The sequence below is a fragment of the Brucella sp. NBRC 12950 genome (assembly GCF_030268145.1).
Taxonomy (GTDB): Bacteria; Pseudomonadota; Alphaproteobacteria; order Rhizobiales; family Rhizobiaceae; genus Brucella.
This window is the reverse complement of record NZ_BSQC01000007.1, coordinates 1-17,395: the sequence shown is the minus strand read 5'-3', so window position 1 is coordinate 17,395 and position 17,395 is coordinate 1. Positions and strand designations below refer to the sequence as shown.

Genomic DNA, 17,395 nt, shown 5'->3' with positions numbered 1-17,395 from the left:
GCCGATCAACCAGTTGTGGGCATTAACCGATGAAACTATCAAGCTGTAGCCTGGCAACTCTGTGGACACTGTTACTGGCATTAAACGCGCCAGCCTATGCATTTTTCGGTAAGGAGGTGTTTGATAGCGAAAGATTTATTGAAGAAACAGCTAAGCTCGATCAATCACTGAAAGACCTTAAAACCCAATATCATAGGTTTGATCAATACACGAATATTTTGAAGTCCGACGATCAGATAATTTCAGAGCTGGATAAGTTAATTGATGCAAGCGCTTTGCCAAAAGACGCGACGCGCGTTTCTATTGAGAACTTGGAACGAGGCGCAAACGAAACAAAAGGTGTCGAAAGTAATCTCTATAATCCGCAGGACACAAATCCAGCGGCCTCCAAAGCTTTTGGGGATGCTTCCCTCACTGTAGAACAAGTAATTATTCAGGGAGCCAGAGAGACTTATAGCCTGTCTGGCGTTTCAATAGCCGGTTTATCACAACCACAGTGGCGAGCTCTGCTACAGGCGTTGATTTGGCAAGAGTCGCGGTTTAATCCATTTATTGGATCGAAAGCTGGGGCGTTTGGACTGACACAGCTGATTAGAGGTACGGCGCAGGAAATGGGCGTCGATCCTCAATACAAAACCGAACCACTGGCACAGGTGCGTGGTGGTGCGAAGTATCTAGCGAAGATGCTCGCGATGTTTAAGGGCAATATTGTTCACGCCCTAGCTGGCTACAATGCGGGTCCTGGTTCCGTCCTAAAATATGGTGGGGTGCCACCATTTGCAGAAACTCAGAATTACGTTGTTGTCATCCCGAAAAAGTACAATGAGTATCTCGCGAAAATCGGTGGCCTTGATGCAGAAGGCACGATTGAACCCGCACTTGCAGCAGGTGCCAACTATGCAATGGCGAGCGATGCACTCCGCTCTTATGGCGCCAACAGCGCTCAGAGCGTCTCCCTGATTGCAAGACGTCTTAAAGACATCATTGAGCAAATGAAAGCTAATGAGAATCCGGCGCAAGCCTGGGTGTTGAATTCCTATGCGCGTGCTGAAATGGCGCGAATTATGGCGCTGCGGACCAGAATGGCAGCCATCCAGACGCGTCAGATCAGTGCGCTGGCGTTGCAAGAGGCTGCGGATCGCGCAGAAGAGCGCGAATTCTTTAATTTTGAGGGACGAGTGCAATGAAAGCAAAAGCTACTGTTCTAACAACAGGCCTAATTTTATGGTTTAGCGCCACATCTGCACACGCATTCTATTTGGTTCACGATTCCGCAAATATTGCAAAAGCAATTGCACAGCTCGGCGTTCTCAAAGAGAACGTTCTCGTTCAGAATGAACTACTGAAGAATGCTTACGAGCAATACAAAATGCTGACGAAGCAATTTGACCAGCTCAAGAGCATTTATGATCAGTTTAGCGGACCGCGTAACGTTCTTGGTATGTTGCTACCAGGTGAATTGAATGGTCTTTTGGATGGAAATTTCAGCAGCACGAGCGGCGTATTGTCGACACTGATGTCGGGATCAGCGGGCCAATGGACAGGCTTTGCCTCGGGTAAATCGGCTCCGATGACGGAGACCGTTAAAAGAAGTTTGGAAGCCGCAGGCCTTTCCTCTGAAACATTGTCACGATGGACCGCGTCTGGCGAACCCATCCAGCAACGCACGGCCCAACAAGCGGCGGGCGGAGCCATGCTAGCGGCAACTGCAGAGCAATCCTATAAGGAAGCAGGTCAGTCTTTAGATCGTGTTCAGCAGATACTGAAAGAAACGCAGAACAGTCCCGACATTAAGACCTCAATCGATAACAACACCCGCATGCTCGCCGAGCTTTCCATCCAACTCGCCAAATCCCTTGAGATCACTTCAACCGAGGCCGTTTACAACGGTCTGGCCGGGGTTAATGCAGCTGCAGAACGCGCCGAGGAACGCAAATTCTTCACATTCGGCAATGCGCAATAATCACGGCATCAGGATACTATTAATGCGAAAAATTGGTGCAATTCTTGAATACGAATTAATCTTTGGTGCGGTGGATCGAGAGCGCCGCTGGCGTAAAATTGCCTATTTCGCATCTGGCTTTGGCGTAACCGGCTGTTTGTTGGCCGGTATTGTTGCCGTTGCGGTTGATAAGCCGGCACCGGCTCTTGTGCCGTTTGATGTTCGAAACGGTGTGACACTTCCAAATGTTAACGTCGGTTCGATCTCGATCACCCAGAAAGATGCGATCATTGAATCGATGATCTATTCCTATGTAAGTGATCGTGAGACCTACAATATCTTTGACAATGATCTTCGAATTGAAACCGTCAAAACCCGGTCAACCGGTCTTGCGCTCAAATCACTGATCGGCCTTTGGGACGGGTCAAGCCCAGACTATCTTGCCAGACAATATAGCGATAAAGCCCGCATTGATGTCGCGATTTCAAGCATTGCGCTTTTATCTGACAATCGGGCTCAGGTCCGGCTCAGAAAGCGCCTCACCTCAACAGACGGCATGAAAGACAATGCCTTTCTAGTTACACTCGAATACGAGCTCACACCATCCAAACAAGCCAGTTTAGAGGCGGTCTGGAAAAATCCGTTCGGCTTTGTCGTCAAGAATTACAGGGTTGTCACGCAACAATATGAGCAGAGCTGAAGCAATGATGAAACGATTGATTATCGCCAGTGTCATTGGCGCGCTTCCGGCATTTGCCATGGCTGAAACGGTGCCGAAGTCAAACCGCATGGATAGCCGTGTCCGCGAAGCCACTTACATCGATGGACAAGTATTTCGCGTGTACACTTCCCTCTTAAGATCAACCGCAATCGAGCTACCTGCCGGTGAGGTCTACAACTATCTTGTTGCTGGCGACACCGAGGCCATTCAGTACGCGGGCGCACCAGGAGGACGTGTAATTGCTATTAAGCCAATTCTACGCGGTTTGAACACTAATATTACGCTCTATAGCAACAAGCGGGCTTATTACCTGAACGTCGTAGAGAAGCCGAACAGCGCATATTTCGCAGTTCGTTTTAACGGCGGTTACACGCTCAAAGAACAAGTAGTGCCGGAAAGTAACCGGGGCCACCCGACCGGGCCCTACATGAACTACGGCGCCAACGTTAAAAATGCGATTACACCCACGAATGTCTGGGATGACGGCATTTACACCTATTTTGAGTTTTATCCCAGCTCTTCCCTGCCTGCGATTTTCAAGACTTTGACTGGCGAAGAAAGCACGGTCAACAGCACCGTGCTGGAGAACAGGGTAATGCGCGTTTCTGGTCTCTCCAATTACTGGGTTCTGCGCTCCGGCACATTGGAAACGGTTGTTAAACGGATGCAGCCCGGACAAGCGGTGAAAACTGCGCTCGGAGGCTCCCATGATCGATAAATCTCCAGAAGAAAAAGCCGCAGATCTGGCGAATGCGGTTAAATCATCTAAAGCCATGCTAAATCCGGGCATCAGCATCGGCCAGAAAGCAGGCATTTTGCTTTTTGTCGGAACCGTGTGTTTTGGCGTATTGGGCTACATCTGGTGGCCGACACGTGAAGTATCGGATTTGAAATCCAGCGAGAGCACTTCGTTTATCAATGGTGAAGGCGACGCCTTTGGCAACATACAGCAGCCGGTTCCTGTCAGGGCACCGGATCCCAATCCGGAACTGCTGGAGAAGATCAAATCGCTCGAAGGGATGATCGCGGATCTGAAAAACCGTCCTGTTCAAGCTGTCGGGGATGATACGGAAGTCAATAAGCTCACTCTAGCGCTTAATGACCTCAAAAGCCGTATGGAAAAGGCATCAGACGAATACAAGCGAGCGATCCGTGACCGTGATCTCGATATAAAGCGTCTGAATAACGAGCTGGACGCGAAGCGACTTACTAGTGGCGAAGGCGCTAAAAGTCCGGACGCGGGAAAGCTGGATGCAGAAGCATTGCTAAGGAAACGCGTAACCTCACCACTCAGCCCACTCAATGGCAGCAACAGCAATAGTGTACAGGCAAGTACTAACAAGAACTCACTTGAACAAAGAACGCTTAGTCAAAACGTGCTCTTTGCCAGAGATCAGGCGAAACCGATCCCGGTTGAACAGGCAAAAATCATTGCCAATCCGTCAAACACGGTTCTGCAGGGCACTGTCTTACAGGCATCGCTGGAGACAGCAATCAATACGGATCTGCCCGGCTCAATTCGGGCAGTTGTTGCTGAAGATGTCCATTCTATCGATGGCAGTCGCGTCCTCATCCCTCGCGGCTCTAAGGTACTTGGAAAATACTCGGACACGATCAGTCTGGGTCAGAAGCGCGTAATGGTGATCTGGGAGCGCATTCTGCTGCCAGATAACCAGACAGTGACCATTAATTCCTACGGCGCTGACGCCGTTGGCCAGGCTGGTGTCAAAGGTCATGTCGACAGCCATTTCTTTCAACGTTTCGGATCGGCCACACTTATCAGTGTGATGGGCGTTGCACCGACTCTCGCGACGGCCGCAATGAACGGGCACCACAACTCCAATGGCACCAGCTCCGTCACCACGATTAATACACTCGCCGATCCTGTGTCGCAAAATCTGCAATCCTCGCTTAACGGGGTTATAGGCGATTATCTCAGGCGCCCGCCAACGATCGGCGTGTATCAGGGCGCTAACATCACCATCTTCGTTGACCGTGATCTGGAGATATTCTGATGGAATATCTTCAATATGCACTCGAGCCGCTTGGACCTTGGCTCATCGACGCCGAAATGATTGAAGTTTCTGTCAATCCGGACGGCAAGGTCTGGCTGATAAAGCGCGGTGACGTCACCATGAGCTTTGCAGGTCTGACGCTGGATCAAGGTGTTGCTGAACGTCTGACAAATCTGATTGCTGGCAATACCCATACCAAAACCGGGCAGAACAACCTCCTTGTTTCAGCAACTATTCAGTACCGTGACCGTCCTATCCGGGCGCAATCCGTGCTACCGCCAGCAGCGTTTGGCGGAGCTGCCCTATCATTTCGAATGTTCTCAACTATTCCTATCAACCAGATCGAGCTTGCGTATCTTTATTCAAAATCATGCCCTGCATCGCAGAGGCGAGCGGAAAAACTGGCCACACTGCGGCAGCTTATAGAAGGCGCAGATCTTATTGATACGTTGCGGTTCTGCGTCGAAAAGCGTCTTAATATTCTTGTCTCAGGCGGCACAGAAACCGGGAAGACAGTTGTGCTACGCAAGCTTGTGTCCTTCATTCCCTATGATAGCCGTTTGATAACGATAGAAGATGCACCAGAATTGTTTCCGGGGCATCCCAATCATGTCTCTCTGGTGGCAGATCGATCAGGAGATGTCCGCTCTGCGGACAAGCTTCTGGAAGCTTCGCTACGTATGCGCCCTGACCGCCTGATTGTCGGGGAGGTCAGAGGCAGGGAAGCAATGACATTTCTTGAAGCCATCAACACCGGCCAAGAAGGCGGATTTGCAACGATCCATTGCGAAACTCCAGAGCTCGCGCGTGACCGGCTTGCAATAGCAGCAAGTCGGTCCGGCATACCTATGACCTACGACAACTTTCTCACCTATATCGACCGCACCATCGACGTCATCATCCAAACCGGCCGCAACGGTGCAATGCGCGGGATCAGCGAAATCTATCTACCAGGACAGGAGGCAGCAGCATGAAAAAGACACTATTGATCGTCACTGCAATTCTATGTGCTACGCCAGCATTTGCCGCCGATGATACAGCCGCACGCGAAAAAGATCGGAAGTTTTTCACGTTTGGTGATCACGCGCCTGACGACACCATTAGTCCAACGGAGCACCGTGATTGCAAGTCACCAAGCAAGCCAACGTTCATTACTGACCTCCCTTTTTCAGAGCAAAGACTGCCGCAGGCTGTCTATCTCGCGGAAGTTGCCAAATCAATTCTCAGCACAAAAACTTGTTCGTGCGAAATGCTATACCCAACTTATGACCACGCGATCGAAGTCTATAAACGGTACTTTCTACCAATGGGTTTACCAGCAAATCCAGGTTCAAAAGAGCAAGCCTACATTGGTCGATACATAGACGAAGCGAGCAAAAGTTATGACGCCGCCGCAAACATGTGTATCGCGTTAGGGGTATACTGATGTCAGATGGTCTTGTGGCATCTTATGTCGCCAGCGCTACCACCATGCTTGGAAAAGCCAATGAAGCTGGATTTTCAAGCCTATCACATGGCATTAGTGCCATTGCGATAGCTGTCGCCACAATCGCCTTCGTTACGGCAATATTCAATCAATTCATGCAAATTGGCTATATGTCCCCAAGCAAGATGCTGGCACTGATGATGAAACTTATCCTGATTTCCTATATTGGATTGAAATGGGGCAATTTTAGCCTAGTCGCCAGCGCAGTCGAAAATGGAATGAACTCCATCGCGAGTTCTTTGCTGGAAACGGTATCATCCGGTGGAAGAAGCAGCCCATCCCTTGCCGGTTCGATCGATCAAATTCTATCAAGCATGGCTACCGCTTCAAATAAAGCACTTATGCATACGGGATGGATTACCGGCTCAATCCTGACCATACTTGTAGTCACTTGCTTGGCAACCCTTGGCGCGGTATCCGCTCTCATCATTATCTATTCTAAAATCATGATCTCAGTGTTCATCATGATTGCTCCGCCGTTCATTTGCTGCCTGATTTTTGAACGAACATCCGATTATTTTTATAGATGGCTACAAGGAGCAATCACTTATGCACTATATCCGGTCATAACTTCGGCGGTCATGGCGTTGATCGCAGGTATTACAAACTCTTACATTGAATCAATGAAAGCAAGTTCGTTAAATACAATTACGGAATTTATACCCTTCATCACTGTCGTCGGAATCGCCGTACTTATTATCATATTCATCCCAACGATTGTTTCCGGCCTCACCGGAATGATACAACACGTAAGCCCGCTGCACTTGGGAATGCCAATAATGCAGGCTCTTACGTCTAAGAAAAAAGACAATAATGACGACAACTCACCCCGCTTTGGAGATAGGACACTTGCTTCATCACCATCGCCACAGCGCGATCCTGCAGCAAAAAGTCCATCTGGTCCATTTCCTGGAGAACCGTCCCGCGCCCTGGCGCGAGACGAGCGAATACTCGGCAAGAGTTATTAGGCCCATACAATGCGCGGTTGTTTTAAGTTGCGGTGGTCTGTGCACTACTCAATTCAGTGACGGTAAGCCTTCAGAAAGAGATAATTAATTGCCATTACCGCTAATAAAATTGCTAACATAGTAAGCAGAACACCGTCCCACATATCCTACCATTTTTTAATTGGCCCGCCAAGAACTGGTGGAAACGGAAAAGCATTCGTCGCCCAAACCTGTAGCGCTGGTCAACAGATAAACCAGATGAGGACGACCGAAACAGGCCAGAATTCTCCGACCTATTAAGCAATAAGCTATTTTCACCTCTACTATAATTGATAGTATTACAAAGATTCCTTAGATTTTATTAATCATAATTCATCACCTATTGTTTTGACGAATATTTTTACAATTTAGCCAAATTCATCAAATCAGAAAGGTTACATGAAATAATTTCAAAATCGTCGAAACTAACATCTTTTCTGATGCTCCTGTTCCAAGTTAGTCCTACCTCTGCTTTCCTCCTTTGTTGCACTATCCGGCTTTTTGCCGCTTCTTTCACTCTTCCAGCACAATTATTTCTGCCCGATTTCATTTTGCTCTGCAGCTGTCGCTGTTTTAGTTGATCTTCAAGGCGAGCATGAGGTTGCTCCTTGTTCTGTTCTGCCTTCTTCAAATCCTTTTTTGCCTTTTTGAGGCTCTCGAGGTCATTCGCAAACGTATAATCCGCCTCCGTAACAACATGGGTGGGCATCGGTAGCGGTCCTTTCAGATCTTGGGACTGAAACAGCGGCTTCAACTTACGATCCGCAAAATATTGCAGTCGCTTGGCCCTGATCGGCATATGCCCGTTGATGACAATGATGATTTCATCAGATGGCAAACGCCTCGCATCGTCCCTCGTCAATAATGGATATTCTTCTGAGCGCTCGGTGATATGGGCACCAAACACACCCTCTTTGATCGATCGGGATTTGGTTGAAACTTTCTTCGTCGTAGTTCCAACGGAATCCGATAGTTCTCCGATGGTGTCCTCTTCGCTAGGTGTCAGATAAAGTTTAATGCCGCTGTTGGCCTGAATTGCCTTTCGATCATCAATGCCATAAACACGATCAATGTCGGGAATGGATTGCGTGACAATCGCAACATTGCCGCCATACGCGCGCAACAGCGATAGGCTATCAACAATGATCGGCATTTTTCCGATGCGCTGGAATTCATCTAGCAGGATCATTACCGGAAATGGTTCATCTTCACCCGGCTCACTGGCCTGCAAGGATGCTATGACTTCTGAAAAGAACATACGCACTAGTGGGGATATTGTTCTCAAATCATCATAAGGCACGGTAAAATAGACTGTTTGCGGTTTGACCCGAAACGTTCGGAAGTCAAAATCGCTTTCTGCCGTAACCGCACAGGTATGCGGATTAGCCCAGGGAGAAAATCCGCTGGAACTCAATATAGAGAGGTAAGCGCTCAAAGTGTCTTTGGCGGTGTTGCCGAGTTTCTGGAACAGGAGCTTTGCGCTTTGATCCTGCACTTGTCTTGCGTAGCGTTTAAACTTGTGCTTGTTATCGAGCTCGCCGCCATAAGCGAGTTTATATATATGACCGAGGGTGAAGCTGCCCTGTTCGAAGGCCAGAATGGCACAGGCAATAAAGACGTCTTTGCTATTGGGTAGGAAGCTGGCTGCTTGAGAGCTTTCGGCTTGCAGAAACAGGGTCGCCAATTTGTCGATCTCTGCCATGCGCTGAGCGGGATTTCGCAACTTAGAAATACGATGTAACGGATTAAACCGGTGACTTGGCATGTCAAAGTCGCGCGGGCCGAAGCGGTAGACCGAGTGTCCCATTTTGTCGCGAAAGCGCGCTGTCTTTTCAAAGCACTCTCCTTTGACATCCAACACCACAGCGCTCCCCAGATAGGTCAAAAGGTTTGGGATGACGAAGCCGACTGTCTTACCCGCACCTGTGGGTGCCACCAAGAGGCAATGCGGAAACTGGCCCGAGACAATATGCTTTCCCCTACCTTCAGCCTTACCGGTCTTCCCCAACAAGAATCCGGTTGCCGGATTAGAAAAAAACCGATTGGTTTTCATGTCGGCGATGGTCTGCCAATGAGTTGTGCCGAACGCGGTCAGATTGGGTTCAAGCATCCGCGCACTGAGTAGTAATCCGCCAATCCCAGGCATCAGAACAAGCAAAGATGACAACAGCCATTCTGGATAGTGGGCTTTATAAAGTGCAATATAGTTGGTCAGTATGAAAAACGGGCCGACATACCAGTCCCTGTGCCATACACTCAGCAACATCAGCGCGAGGATGTAGCCAAACAGCGCTCCTGTTATGAAGAGGAAGGACGCGGTCAGGATCTGCCGTTTGTTGTCCTGTGGGCTATTCATCGTCGAAACTCCCCGGACTTAAAGCCCATAGCATTCTCGTTCGTTCAGCTCCTCTTCCATGGCTTTATCGCCAAGCTCACGATCGTGTTCCAGAATTGCGATCTGCTCATTAAGGACAAGAAGCTCTCGCTCCCGCACGATGGCCTGTATAGAGGCGTCCATGACGTAGCCGTGCTGGCTCATTGCATCACAATAGGCTTGCGCGATTGACAGCGCCTCGCGCCCTTCAATCTCAAAACCCGCCTTACGAAATACATCGGGATTGGCATTCTGAAGATCTCTCATGCCATCTCCACCCAAAACCTCCTCAAGGTTATCAATCAGAGTACGGCTCTCCTCCAATGTCAGCCGGTCTTGTCTTGCCAGATCGCGGATTTGATCCAGAATTTTAGCCTCCTCTATTCCATCCAGCAGAGTTTCAGCCTCGTTCAGATCCTCAATGATGGCACTATGCAGTTCTGCCGTTTCGCGCAGAGCCGCTTCGCGCCCCTCTTCTGAATGAACATCCACGTTCAGATGCTGTGCAACAGCTGCGACATCCCGCTCGATCCAGTGCGATTCTAACGCATAACAACACGTTGCTACATGGGTACGCGCAATAAACTCGTCACTGGATATTCCGTATTGCTCAAGGCACTGCAAACTGCGGGTCGGTATTTTTCGAGACAGCTTACGACGATGCTCATCCGCGTAGACAGAGCCTTCCGCCTTCTGGATAAACTCATGCCGCCGCTCTCCTGTGAGCAGACGATCTATGTCATCAACGACTTTAAAATACCGTTCTTCGACCACAGGGCGTTCGTCATGGGGAAGCTTGGGCAAGTGTTCCCACACGGCCTTAAGCTGGTCATGCGCTTCTTCAATGGAAGCACATAGCGCATCGCGGTCCCGGGCAATAGCCGCTTCACTTAAATTTACATCTTCACTCATAAAATCCTCCTGAACATGTCTCAAATCATCAATTGTCTGTCCATTGTGTAGCGCCTCACTCGCCGCCTGAAACGCCAGGCTCAACGCGATCTGTGCTCCCTTGCAAAACTCTGCAAACCGGCGATAACGGCTAGCCTCCTGCAATACGAGGCTACGCCGTCTATCAGCGATAGTTTCTTCCTTTTCTGTCGATGTTTCAGTTTCAGGGCGACAAAATGTTCCGTATTCCTCACCGGCAAAATCAATGCGCCAGTCATTGCGGTGGGTGGTGATGATCTTGCCGTCCTGCGCCAGAACTTCGACCGGCTTTTTGCCTTCATGACGAATACGGATCTTATCACCGGGCGTGGCTCCGCTATCTTCCAGCACTGCTGCCAGACCCACTCCCCAAATGGTGCGCGCGCCGAAGCGGGTTTGTAGCGTCACATAAAAACTGTCAGATCCGCTCTCCTGATACCTATAGGCGGCGGAACCATAATCGAGAACAGCGCCTTCAAGCCCACGCATTGCCTCTTTTGGATTGCTGTCCAACGCATAATCACCAAGCCCTCGTGACAGACGCGACGAGTTGTTCAGCTCCACGCCATACGAGCGCGCGTGTTTAACAAGTGTGTCTTTGAACAGATCGTATGTGAACTCATGATCGCGCGCGAGATAGAACCATTCACCTTCCCCATTGCGACGATTGACGATGATATGACCATGCGGATTGTTGGTATCGGTGTGAATGGCCGCGATATAGTCAAACCGGTTACGCCCCTGCGATAATAGCTCGTCGCAGGTATCATAGATTATGCCCTCTACAGCACTCTGGGACGTTCCGTGCGGAAAGCTTGCTACCAGGTGCATCGTGTGTTTGCCGTCGTGTGCCGTTTTCTTCCAGCTATCGGCCCAACGCGACGCCAGACCCTGAGTGTCTTTGCGCGCAATATGATCCTCACCATCAAACTCCCCGCTCGGATCAATCACCCGTTGAGCTTTCCCGAGCACATAATTGAGTTGTGCCGACAACCCTATATAGCCGCTGCAATAGCCGCTCCTAACCGTACGAAACATCACCTGTGGCAGGCGTTGCACATTGCGGGCATAGCGCGACATGTCGCTGGCAGCCTTAAAACCGACGCGTGAAAAACACGGGGCATGGCTCAAACCGCCGACATTCTTGAAATACTCATAACGATTGGTCACAAACACGCTGGCAGAACACATCATTTGCCCTCTTCTTCCGTGCCAATCAGCTGCGCCACAGTTGTTAAGCGACGTTGCCCGGCACGGACAAGCAAGGCGTCAACCTTGTCAGCTGCTACGAGAAAAGTGCGTTGCATGGCTCGGATTTCGGCCAGATATTGTGGCTGTGGGGCTGTTCTACCTTGCAAAAGCGCCTCGCGATTGATTTGATAAGCCACCTGATTGAGATTGCTACCAATCCTTTTAAGCTCCCTCGATAGCCCCACAGCGGCCTTTGCGATCTCAGTATCCGCATCAAAGAACCCCGCTGCCCGACGCAGCACACTGCGCGAGAGGGCAGAAACAGTCTGCCCACGCAATTCTGCAACCGCTTTCAGCGCCGCATAGTCTTCTGCTGACAGGCGTGAATACACCCGCACCGCGTATGCCGCGCCCGCGCGTGAAGGCTGACCACTCTCCAAAGCCCTATAGACCGTTGAGCGCGCAACACTGTGCTTGCGAGCGGTAGCTGCGATGCTCAAACCCGCCTTATGATCCCGCACAATCGCAATCGTTTCATCGCGGCTAAGCCGGCGAGATGGGTGGTTTGTCGAGTGTAGCGCTGACAAGTTACATTTCCTGCTTCACAGCCCAATCTTAGACCCCATCTTTATCATCCTCCCCCAGACGACACATCGCCAACTAAGAGTGAGCTAAAACTGTAAAGGAGAGGACAAACCATGCTTAGTACCAAAGCTTTTACTAGATGGGCTCCGCCGAACCTACGGCGTTCAATAAAGACGCGGTCCGGCTCCACCCAAGCCCAGCCAACGGCTGGGCACAGCACCGAACTTCTGACGTCAGAATCCTTTATCCGGGCACATGGCAGGTAGTGTGATCTGACAACATGTTAGCTAACGGTCTGATCGCTCAACTGTATGGGTGTACAACTGTTTAGATGTTTAAATGCTCAAATAACCGAACATTTTCACACAATTTACATCGCACTTTTTGTTCCGCGAATTATTTAACACAACATATTGCCGTTTCGGCAAAGCGTTCACCTGTTTACCGTTATCAGAACAACAAACAGGATCTGGATCTACCATTATTGCCGTACGATCCTTTTTTCGATGACCAGACTGCTTATTCAATCTCACTGGGTGCTCAGCCATCAATTTTTATGAGCTCTTCTTCCGTATTGCTTGGAATGGATAATGTTGAAAATCGTACTCGCTGGCCAAAAGGGAGGAGTGGGCAAGTCAACCATCTCCTGGCTCCTTATAAATGCAGCACTTGCAGCTTCCGATGAGACAACCGCTCTCCTCATTGAAACCGATCATCAGGGTTCATCCGCAATGTATCACCGTAGGGTGATGCAAAAATATCCGGACCTTCACACGCGCTTTCAATGCAAAATAGCTCATGATGAAAGCTCACTTTTAGCGGCTTTCGAGCAGGCGGAAGCAGATGCCATCGATTACATCATTATCGATACGGCCGGACAGCACGAGGAATTGACCCGCTTTGCTCTCAGCGTTGCAGATAGGGTGATTATCCCCTTCCGACCCAGTGTCAAAGAATATGAATCGCAGCTGGCAACCGTAACGCTCTACATACAACTGCGCGATGCACTGCAAGCAAAGGGCGTGGCCGCCCCGAAAGCAGCTCTGCTACTCAACGACTGGGCCCAAAACACACGTCTTACCAATCGGCAAAAGACAATTCTCAACACGATCCATGAAGACGAGATGCTGGCGGACTTCTACATTCCAGCTCGAAACGGCTATGACACGCTTGATCAGGGCGTCATCTTTATTCGCGAATTGCAGGAGGAGAATGTGGTCAGTAATCCGTTTGTGCGCAAGGCGTTGCAAACAGATTTGCGTATTGCCGGCAGCACACTGAGAAGCATCGAGGCCCTGCAATGACTGATCTCAAAAAGCCTGAAACCAGTCTCAAAGACAAATTTGAAGTGGCTCGCGCTGTAGCACTTCCTCCCCCCTCCCCGATGACTGACCCAAAACGCGCTTTCAATGTTTCGGCTGCAAGCTTGTCAAAACATGCTGCTAAAATCGCATTCATCAGCATGCCATTCACCTTCGCTTTTAAGATCACAGACTACGAGCTTGCATTGCAGATCACGGCGAAAGTCGGTTGCAGCTTAGAAGATATGCTGCTGCTCATTGCCAGACGTTTCGACGACCAGGCGCTCGATCTCACTGTCACGACGTTTCCACCACGAAGTAACCCATCAAAACGTGTGATGTTGAAATTCAGGCAATCCACAATCGATGATATTCGGAACATTAAAGATCCGCTCAATATTCGTTCCGATGGTTATCTATTGCGTGCACCTGTCATTGCAGCATTAGACCATCTTGCAACTCCTGCGTTGAACGAACTGGAAGAACGCTATCGTTCGTAACCTGAAAACACTTTCTTGCGCCGGTCTGGTAACGCTCGTCAGCGTTTGCGTTAGTCGCGCGGACAGGCAGCAAACAATCAACGACAAATGATTGATGATTTATATTCTCGGCCGAAGTCTGACTGGCAAACTGGTGCTTGTCTGTGACCCTGTAAATCTATGGAGGTATCCGAAAGTGGGTAAGGCACAATAGCGCTATTGCATTGATTACAAAGATGCGTGGTTTCGTTGAAAGAATGTTGCACTATTGACTGGCAATGATCACGAGGCATTGACAATAATCGGCGGCCGTTATTTTCGTGACAACGCAGCGCATCCTTCTCATCTGGCAAACCGGCCGGTCGATCCGGGCTGTTTGTCACCGCCGAAGCACATGCATTGCAACACAAAACATTGGGATTTCATTCGGGGCTCGATTTTGTTAGACTGTCTTCGGAGTGGAAGGCAGGCTTTCGCCCACCTCCCTATTTCCTAGGTTATGAATCGAACCCGCAAAACAAGTGACCAGCTCGTGCGGGTTCTTTTCATTTCTAGGGTGATGCTAAGGGGTAAAAACCACATTGCATACACCTCCGAATTGAAAGCAAAGCCGTTGCCTCGGTCGCGGTGGCTCATCCTCCACGATAGCACTGGCTGGTTCAGTGCTGCTGCTCTCGCTTTCAAATACGAAATTTACGACGGCGCCGATTGCGTGCATTGGGGCGCATCGGCCATTTCTGTCAGGCCTTCATTGCCCGCCCGATTGTTTTGCTCCGACCGGCACAAAACCCTCTTTGGTGAGCGCACGCAGGATTTCGATTGTCGGAATTGGCTGAAAGCGGTGTGAGCGGCTTTCATGGGCAGTGAGAGCAAAAACTGACAGTGCAGTTTTAAGCATTTCGTCCTCACGCATCGCGCGGGTCCAATGGGCAGTCTCGGTGCAGATGGTCATGGGTTTGCTTCCGCCTTTTCCTTTGCCTGTCCCCTCTTTAGAGGTCAGCAGCTCTGCGCTGCTGTACCTCTTGCCTCGTGGCGAAATCGCGGGGAACCAGCTGCAGAGAGCGAAGCTGGGCGGAAGCCAATCCGAAGCGCGCTGAGGGCAGATGCCCTAAGCCCTTGAAATTCGACTAAAACAAGGAAAAGAGAAACTCTATACCGGACGACGCTCTGAGTGCATATGAAAGGCCTTAAGACACCGAGGCCTGTGCCGAGATGCACCGATCAGCTCGTTCGCTGGCGCGTCATAATCCTCTGCTTTGCCAGTGTCCTTTGCGCCTCCAATTCCCAGGAGAGGATTAGCTTTGGTTTGGAGTAGTGAAACAGTTCGTTCATAAAGAGTAGGCAAAGAAAAGGGTCATATTCTTTGCGCATGGGTGAGTTTGAGAGGTGGTAAAGCCCCTCTCATCTGGCAAATCGGCCGGTCGATCCGGCCTGCTTGCCACTGCCGGCGCACGTGCGCGGCAGTGGCAAAACATTGGGATTTCATTCGGGGCTCGATTTTGTTAGACTGTTTCCGGAGTGGAAGGCAGGCTTTCGCCCACCTCCCTATTTCCTAGCTAATGAACCGAACCCGTACAATGAGCGTCCAACTCGTACGGGTTCTTTTCATTTCTAGGGTGATGCTAAGGGGTAAAAACCACATTGCATACACCTCCGAATTGAAAGCAAAGCCGTTGCCTCGGTCGCGGTGGCTCATCCTCCACGATAGCACTGGTTGGCTCAGTGCTGCTGCTCTCGCTTTCAAATACGAAATTTACGACGGCGCCGATTGCGTGGATTGGGGCGCATCGGCCATTTCTGTCAGGCCTTCATTGCCCGCGCGATTGTTTTGCTCCGACCGGCACAAAACCCTCTTTGGTGAGCGCACGCAGGATTTCGATTGTCGGAATTGGCTGACAGTGCAGTTTTAAGCATTTCGTCCTCACGCATCGCGCGGGCTTTGTCGAAACTGGCCGTATCAGTGCAGATAGTCATGGGTAGGCTTTCTCCGCTTTTAAGTTCTGTCCCTCTTTAGAGGTCAGCAGCTCTGCGCTGCTGTACCTCTTGCCTCGTGGCGAACAGCGGGTGTGCAAGCGGAGGGGTGGTTTCGCGGGGAACCAGCTGCAGAGAGCAAAGCGAGCGAAGCTGGGCGGAAATCAATCCGAAGCGCGCTGAGGGCAGATGCCCTAAGCCCTTGAAACTCGACTAAAACAAGGAAAAGAGAAACTCTATACCGGACGACGCTCTGAGTGCATATCAAAGGCCTTAAGACACCGAGGCCTGTGCCGGGATGCACCGATCAGCTCGTTCGCTGGCGCGTCATAATCCTCTGCTTTGCCAGTGTCCTTTGGGCCTCCAATTCCCAGGAGAGGATTAGCTTTGGTTTGGAGTAGTGAAACAGTTCGTTCATAAAGAGTAGGCAAAGAAAAGGGTCATACTCTTTGCGCATGGGGTGAGTTTGAGAGGTGGTAAAGCCCCTCTCATCTGGCAAATCGGCCGGTCGATCCGGCCTGTTTGCCACCGCCGGCGCATGTGCGCGGCAATGCAAAACATTGGGATTTCATTCGGGGCTCGATTTTGTTAGACTGTTTCCGGAGTGGAAGGCAGCTTTAACACTGCCTTCCGTTTCCTTACTTAATGAAATTGACCCGGATCGTCAGTAACCAGCTGGTCCGGGTTTTTTTCAAAGTAAGGGTAACACTCAGTGGTATGAACCACATTGTATTAGCCTCCGAATTGAAAGCAAAGCCGTTGCCTCGGTCGCGGTGGCTCATCCTCCACGATAGCACTGGCTGGCTCAGTGCTGCTGCTCTCACTTTCAAATACGAAATTTGCGATGGTGCCGATTGCGTGCATTGGGGCGCATCGGGCATTTCTGACGGGCCTTCGTTGCCTGCGTCCGTCTTGCTTGCTGTTACGCTTTGAGCTCCGCCATCTTCTGCGACAGCGTCCAGAGCGCTTTGTTCAGCCTGATATCCTGATCGATGCCATTAACAGCACGGGACTTAACACGGCGCGGGCGGCCGCATGCGTCACGGCTAATGCCACGCAATCCGCCCTTTAAGCAGTTTTCTTGCACAGTGTTAAAAACCGTCCACAGATCGTCTGCCTTGTCATCATGGCGGCGCGGGATGAGAAGTTGAGCGGGTTTGATGGGTGTACGGGTTACGCCCTCTGCATTGCCAAAACGCAGCATGTGTGCGGCATCGGCAAAGATCGCCTGCTCATCTCGGTTCAAATGAATAGCTGACCAGTCCTGCGGGGCGGCGAGAACCTTTTCGGCTTCATTTAATACGCTATATGTGCCCTCTATCACCTTGCCCGTCACATCGCCTGAATGGCGAACCTTGATCGCTTCAATTGTGCCCACTTGGGCCACAAGTGAATTCATGCAGCGAATGCGAAA

15 protein-coding genes are annotated in these 17,395 nt (G+C 50.3%); 10 read left to right on the top strand and 5 right to left on the bottom strand.

The window, feature by feature from the left end; all coding sequences use genetic code 11:
* The first annotated feature begins 29 nt into the window (after positions 1 to 29).
* The 8 genes from QSJ70_RS12935 to QSJ70_RS12900 are packed head-to-tail and all read left to right on the top strand — an operon-like array spanning position 30 to position 7,132.
* Positions 30 to 1,187 (top strand): lytic transglycosylase domain-containing protein, encoded by a 1,158-nt coding sequence (locus QSJ70_RS12935; protein WP_285536883.1) that lies wholly within the window; start codon positions 30 to 32, stop codon positions 1,185 to 1,187.
* Entirely contained in the window at positions 1,184 to 1,963 is a 780-nt protein-coding gene (locus tag QSJ70_RS12930) for a type IV secretion system protein (RefSeq protein WP_285536881.1), read from the top strand. Before QSJ70_RS12935 ends, QSJ70_RS12930 begins: the two co-directional genes overlap by 4 nt.
* A gap of 22 nt (positions 1,964 to 1,985) precedes the next feature.
* Complete coding sequence (locus QSJ70_RS12925; RefSeq protein ID WP_285536879.1) at positions 1,986 to 2,642, top strand: VirB8 family type IV secretion system protein; 657 nt, start codon at positions 1,986 to 1,988, stop codon at positions 2,640 to 2,642.
* Between the two features lie 4 nt (positions 2,643 to 2,646).
* Positions 2,647 to 3,381 (top strand): TrbG/VirB9 family P-type conjugative transfer protein, encoded by a 735-nt coding sequence (locus QSJ70_RS12920; RefSeq protein ID WP_215780084.1) that lies wholly within the window; start codon positions 2,647 to 2,649, stop codon positions 3,379 to 3,381.
* A complete protein-coding gene (locus QSJ70_RS12915) occupies positions 3,371 to 4,678 on the top strand; it encodes a TraB/TrbI/VirB10 family type IV secretion system protein (protein ID WP_215780082.1) in 1,308 nt (435 codons plus the stop codon). Before QSJ70_RS12920 ends, QSJ70_RS12915 begins: the two co-directional genes overlap by 11 nt.
* On the top strand, positions 4,678 to 5,652 hold the full coding sequence (locus tag QSJ70_RS12910) for an ATPase, T2SS/T4P/T4SS family (protein ID WP_285536877.1): 975 nt from the start codon (positions 4,678 to 4,680) through the stop codon (positions 5,650 to 5,652). Before QSJ70_RS12915 ends, QSJ70_RS12910 begins: the two co-directional genes overlap by 1 nt.
* The gene (locus QSJ70_RS12905) at positions 5,649 to 6,104 is read left to right on the top strand and encodes a hypothetical protein (protein WP_285536875.1); all 456 of its coding nucleotides are present in this window, start codon (positions 5,649 to 5,651) and stop codon (positions 6,102 to 6,104) included. The genes QSJ70_RS12910 and QSJ70_RS12905 overlap by 4 nt, the downstream gene beginning before the upstream one ends.
* Positions 6,104 to 7,132: a TrbL/VirB6 family protein gene (locus QSJ70_RS12900; protein WP_285536873.1), complete on the top strand. Its 1,029-nt coding sequence runs from the start codon at positions 6,104 to 6,106 to the stop codon at positions 7,130 to 7,132. The genes QSJ70_RS12905 and QSJ70_RS12900 overlap by 1 nt, the downstream gene beginning before the upstream one ends.
* Positions 7,133 to 7,511: 379 nt before the next feature.
* On the opposite strand, the gene QSJ70_RS12895 is transcribed toward QSJ70_RS12900, so the two are convergent.
* Genes QSJ70_RS12895 through mobC form a run of 3 tightly spaced genes read right to left on the bottom strand, consistent with a single transcriptional unit; the run spans position 7,512 to position 12,232 of the window.
* Positions 7,512 to 9,506, bottom strand: a complete 1,995-nt coding sequence (locus QSJ70_RS12895; RefSeq protein ID WP_285536871.1) for a type IV secretory system conjugative DNA transfer family protein — start codon at positions 9,504 to 9,506, stop codon at positions 7,512 to 7,514.
* A gap of 18 nt (positions 9,507 to 9,524) precedes the next feature.
* Entirely contained in the window at positions 9,525 to 11,648 is a 2,124-nt protein-coding gene (locus QSJ70_RS12890; protein WP_285536869.1) for a relaxase/mobilization nuclease domain-containing protein, read from the bottom strand.
* Positions 11,645 to 12,232 carry a plasmid mobilization relaxosome protein MobC gene (mobC, locus tag QSJ70_RS12885; RefSeq protein ID WP_215780054.1) on the bottom strand — a complete coding sequence of 196 codons (588 nt, stop codon included), beginning with the start codon at positions 12,230 to 12,232 and terminating at the stop codon, positions 11,645 to 11,647. The genes QSJ70_RS12890 and mobC overlap by 4 nt, the downstream gene beginning before the upstream one ends.
* A gap of 588 nt (positions 12,233 to 12,820) precedes the next feature.
* Between mobC and QSJ70_RS12880 the strand changes: the two genes are divergently transcribed.
* Positions 12,821 to 13,534 (top strand): ParA family protein, encoded by a 714-nt coding sequence (locus QSJ70_RS12880; protein WP_285536865.1) that lies wholly within the window; start codon positions 12,821 to 12,823, stop codon positions 13,532 to 13,534.
* A complete protein-coding gene (locus tag QSJ70_RS12875; RefSeq protein ID WP_285536863.1) occupies positions 13,531 to 14,031 on the top strand; it encodes a hypothetical protein in 501 nt (166 codons plus the stop codon). Before QSJ70_RS12880 ends, QSJ70_RS12875 begins: the two co-directional genes overlap by 4 nt.
* Positions 14,032 to 14,758: 727 nt before the next feature.
* Here the strand turns inward: QSJ70_RS12875 and QSJ70_RS12870 are convergent.
* Together QSJ70_RS12870 and QSJ70_RS12865 are read right to left on the bottom strand one after the other, a co-directional pair.
* Entirely contained in the window at positions 14,759 to 14,962 is a 204-nt protein-coding gene (locus QSJ70_RS12870) for a hypothetical protein (RefSeq protein WP_285536861.1), read from the bottom strand.
* Positions 14,963 to 16,903: 1,941 nt separating this feature from the next.
* On the bottom strand, positions 16,904 to 17,395 hold a 492-nt coding region (locus QSJ70_RS12865), incomplete at its 5' end, for a DUF932 domain-containing protein (RefSeq protein WP_285536859.1).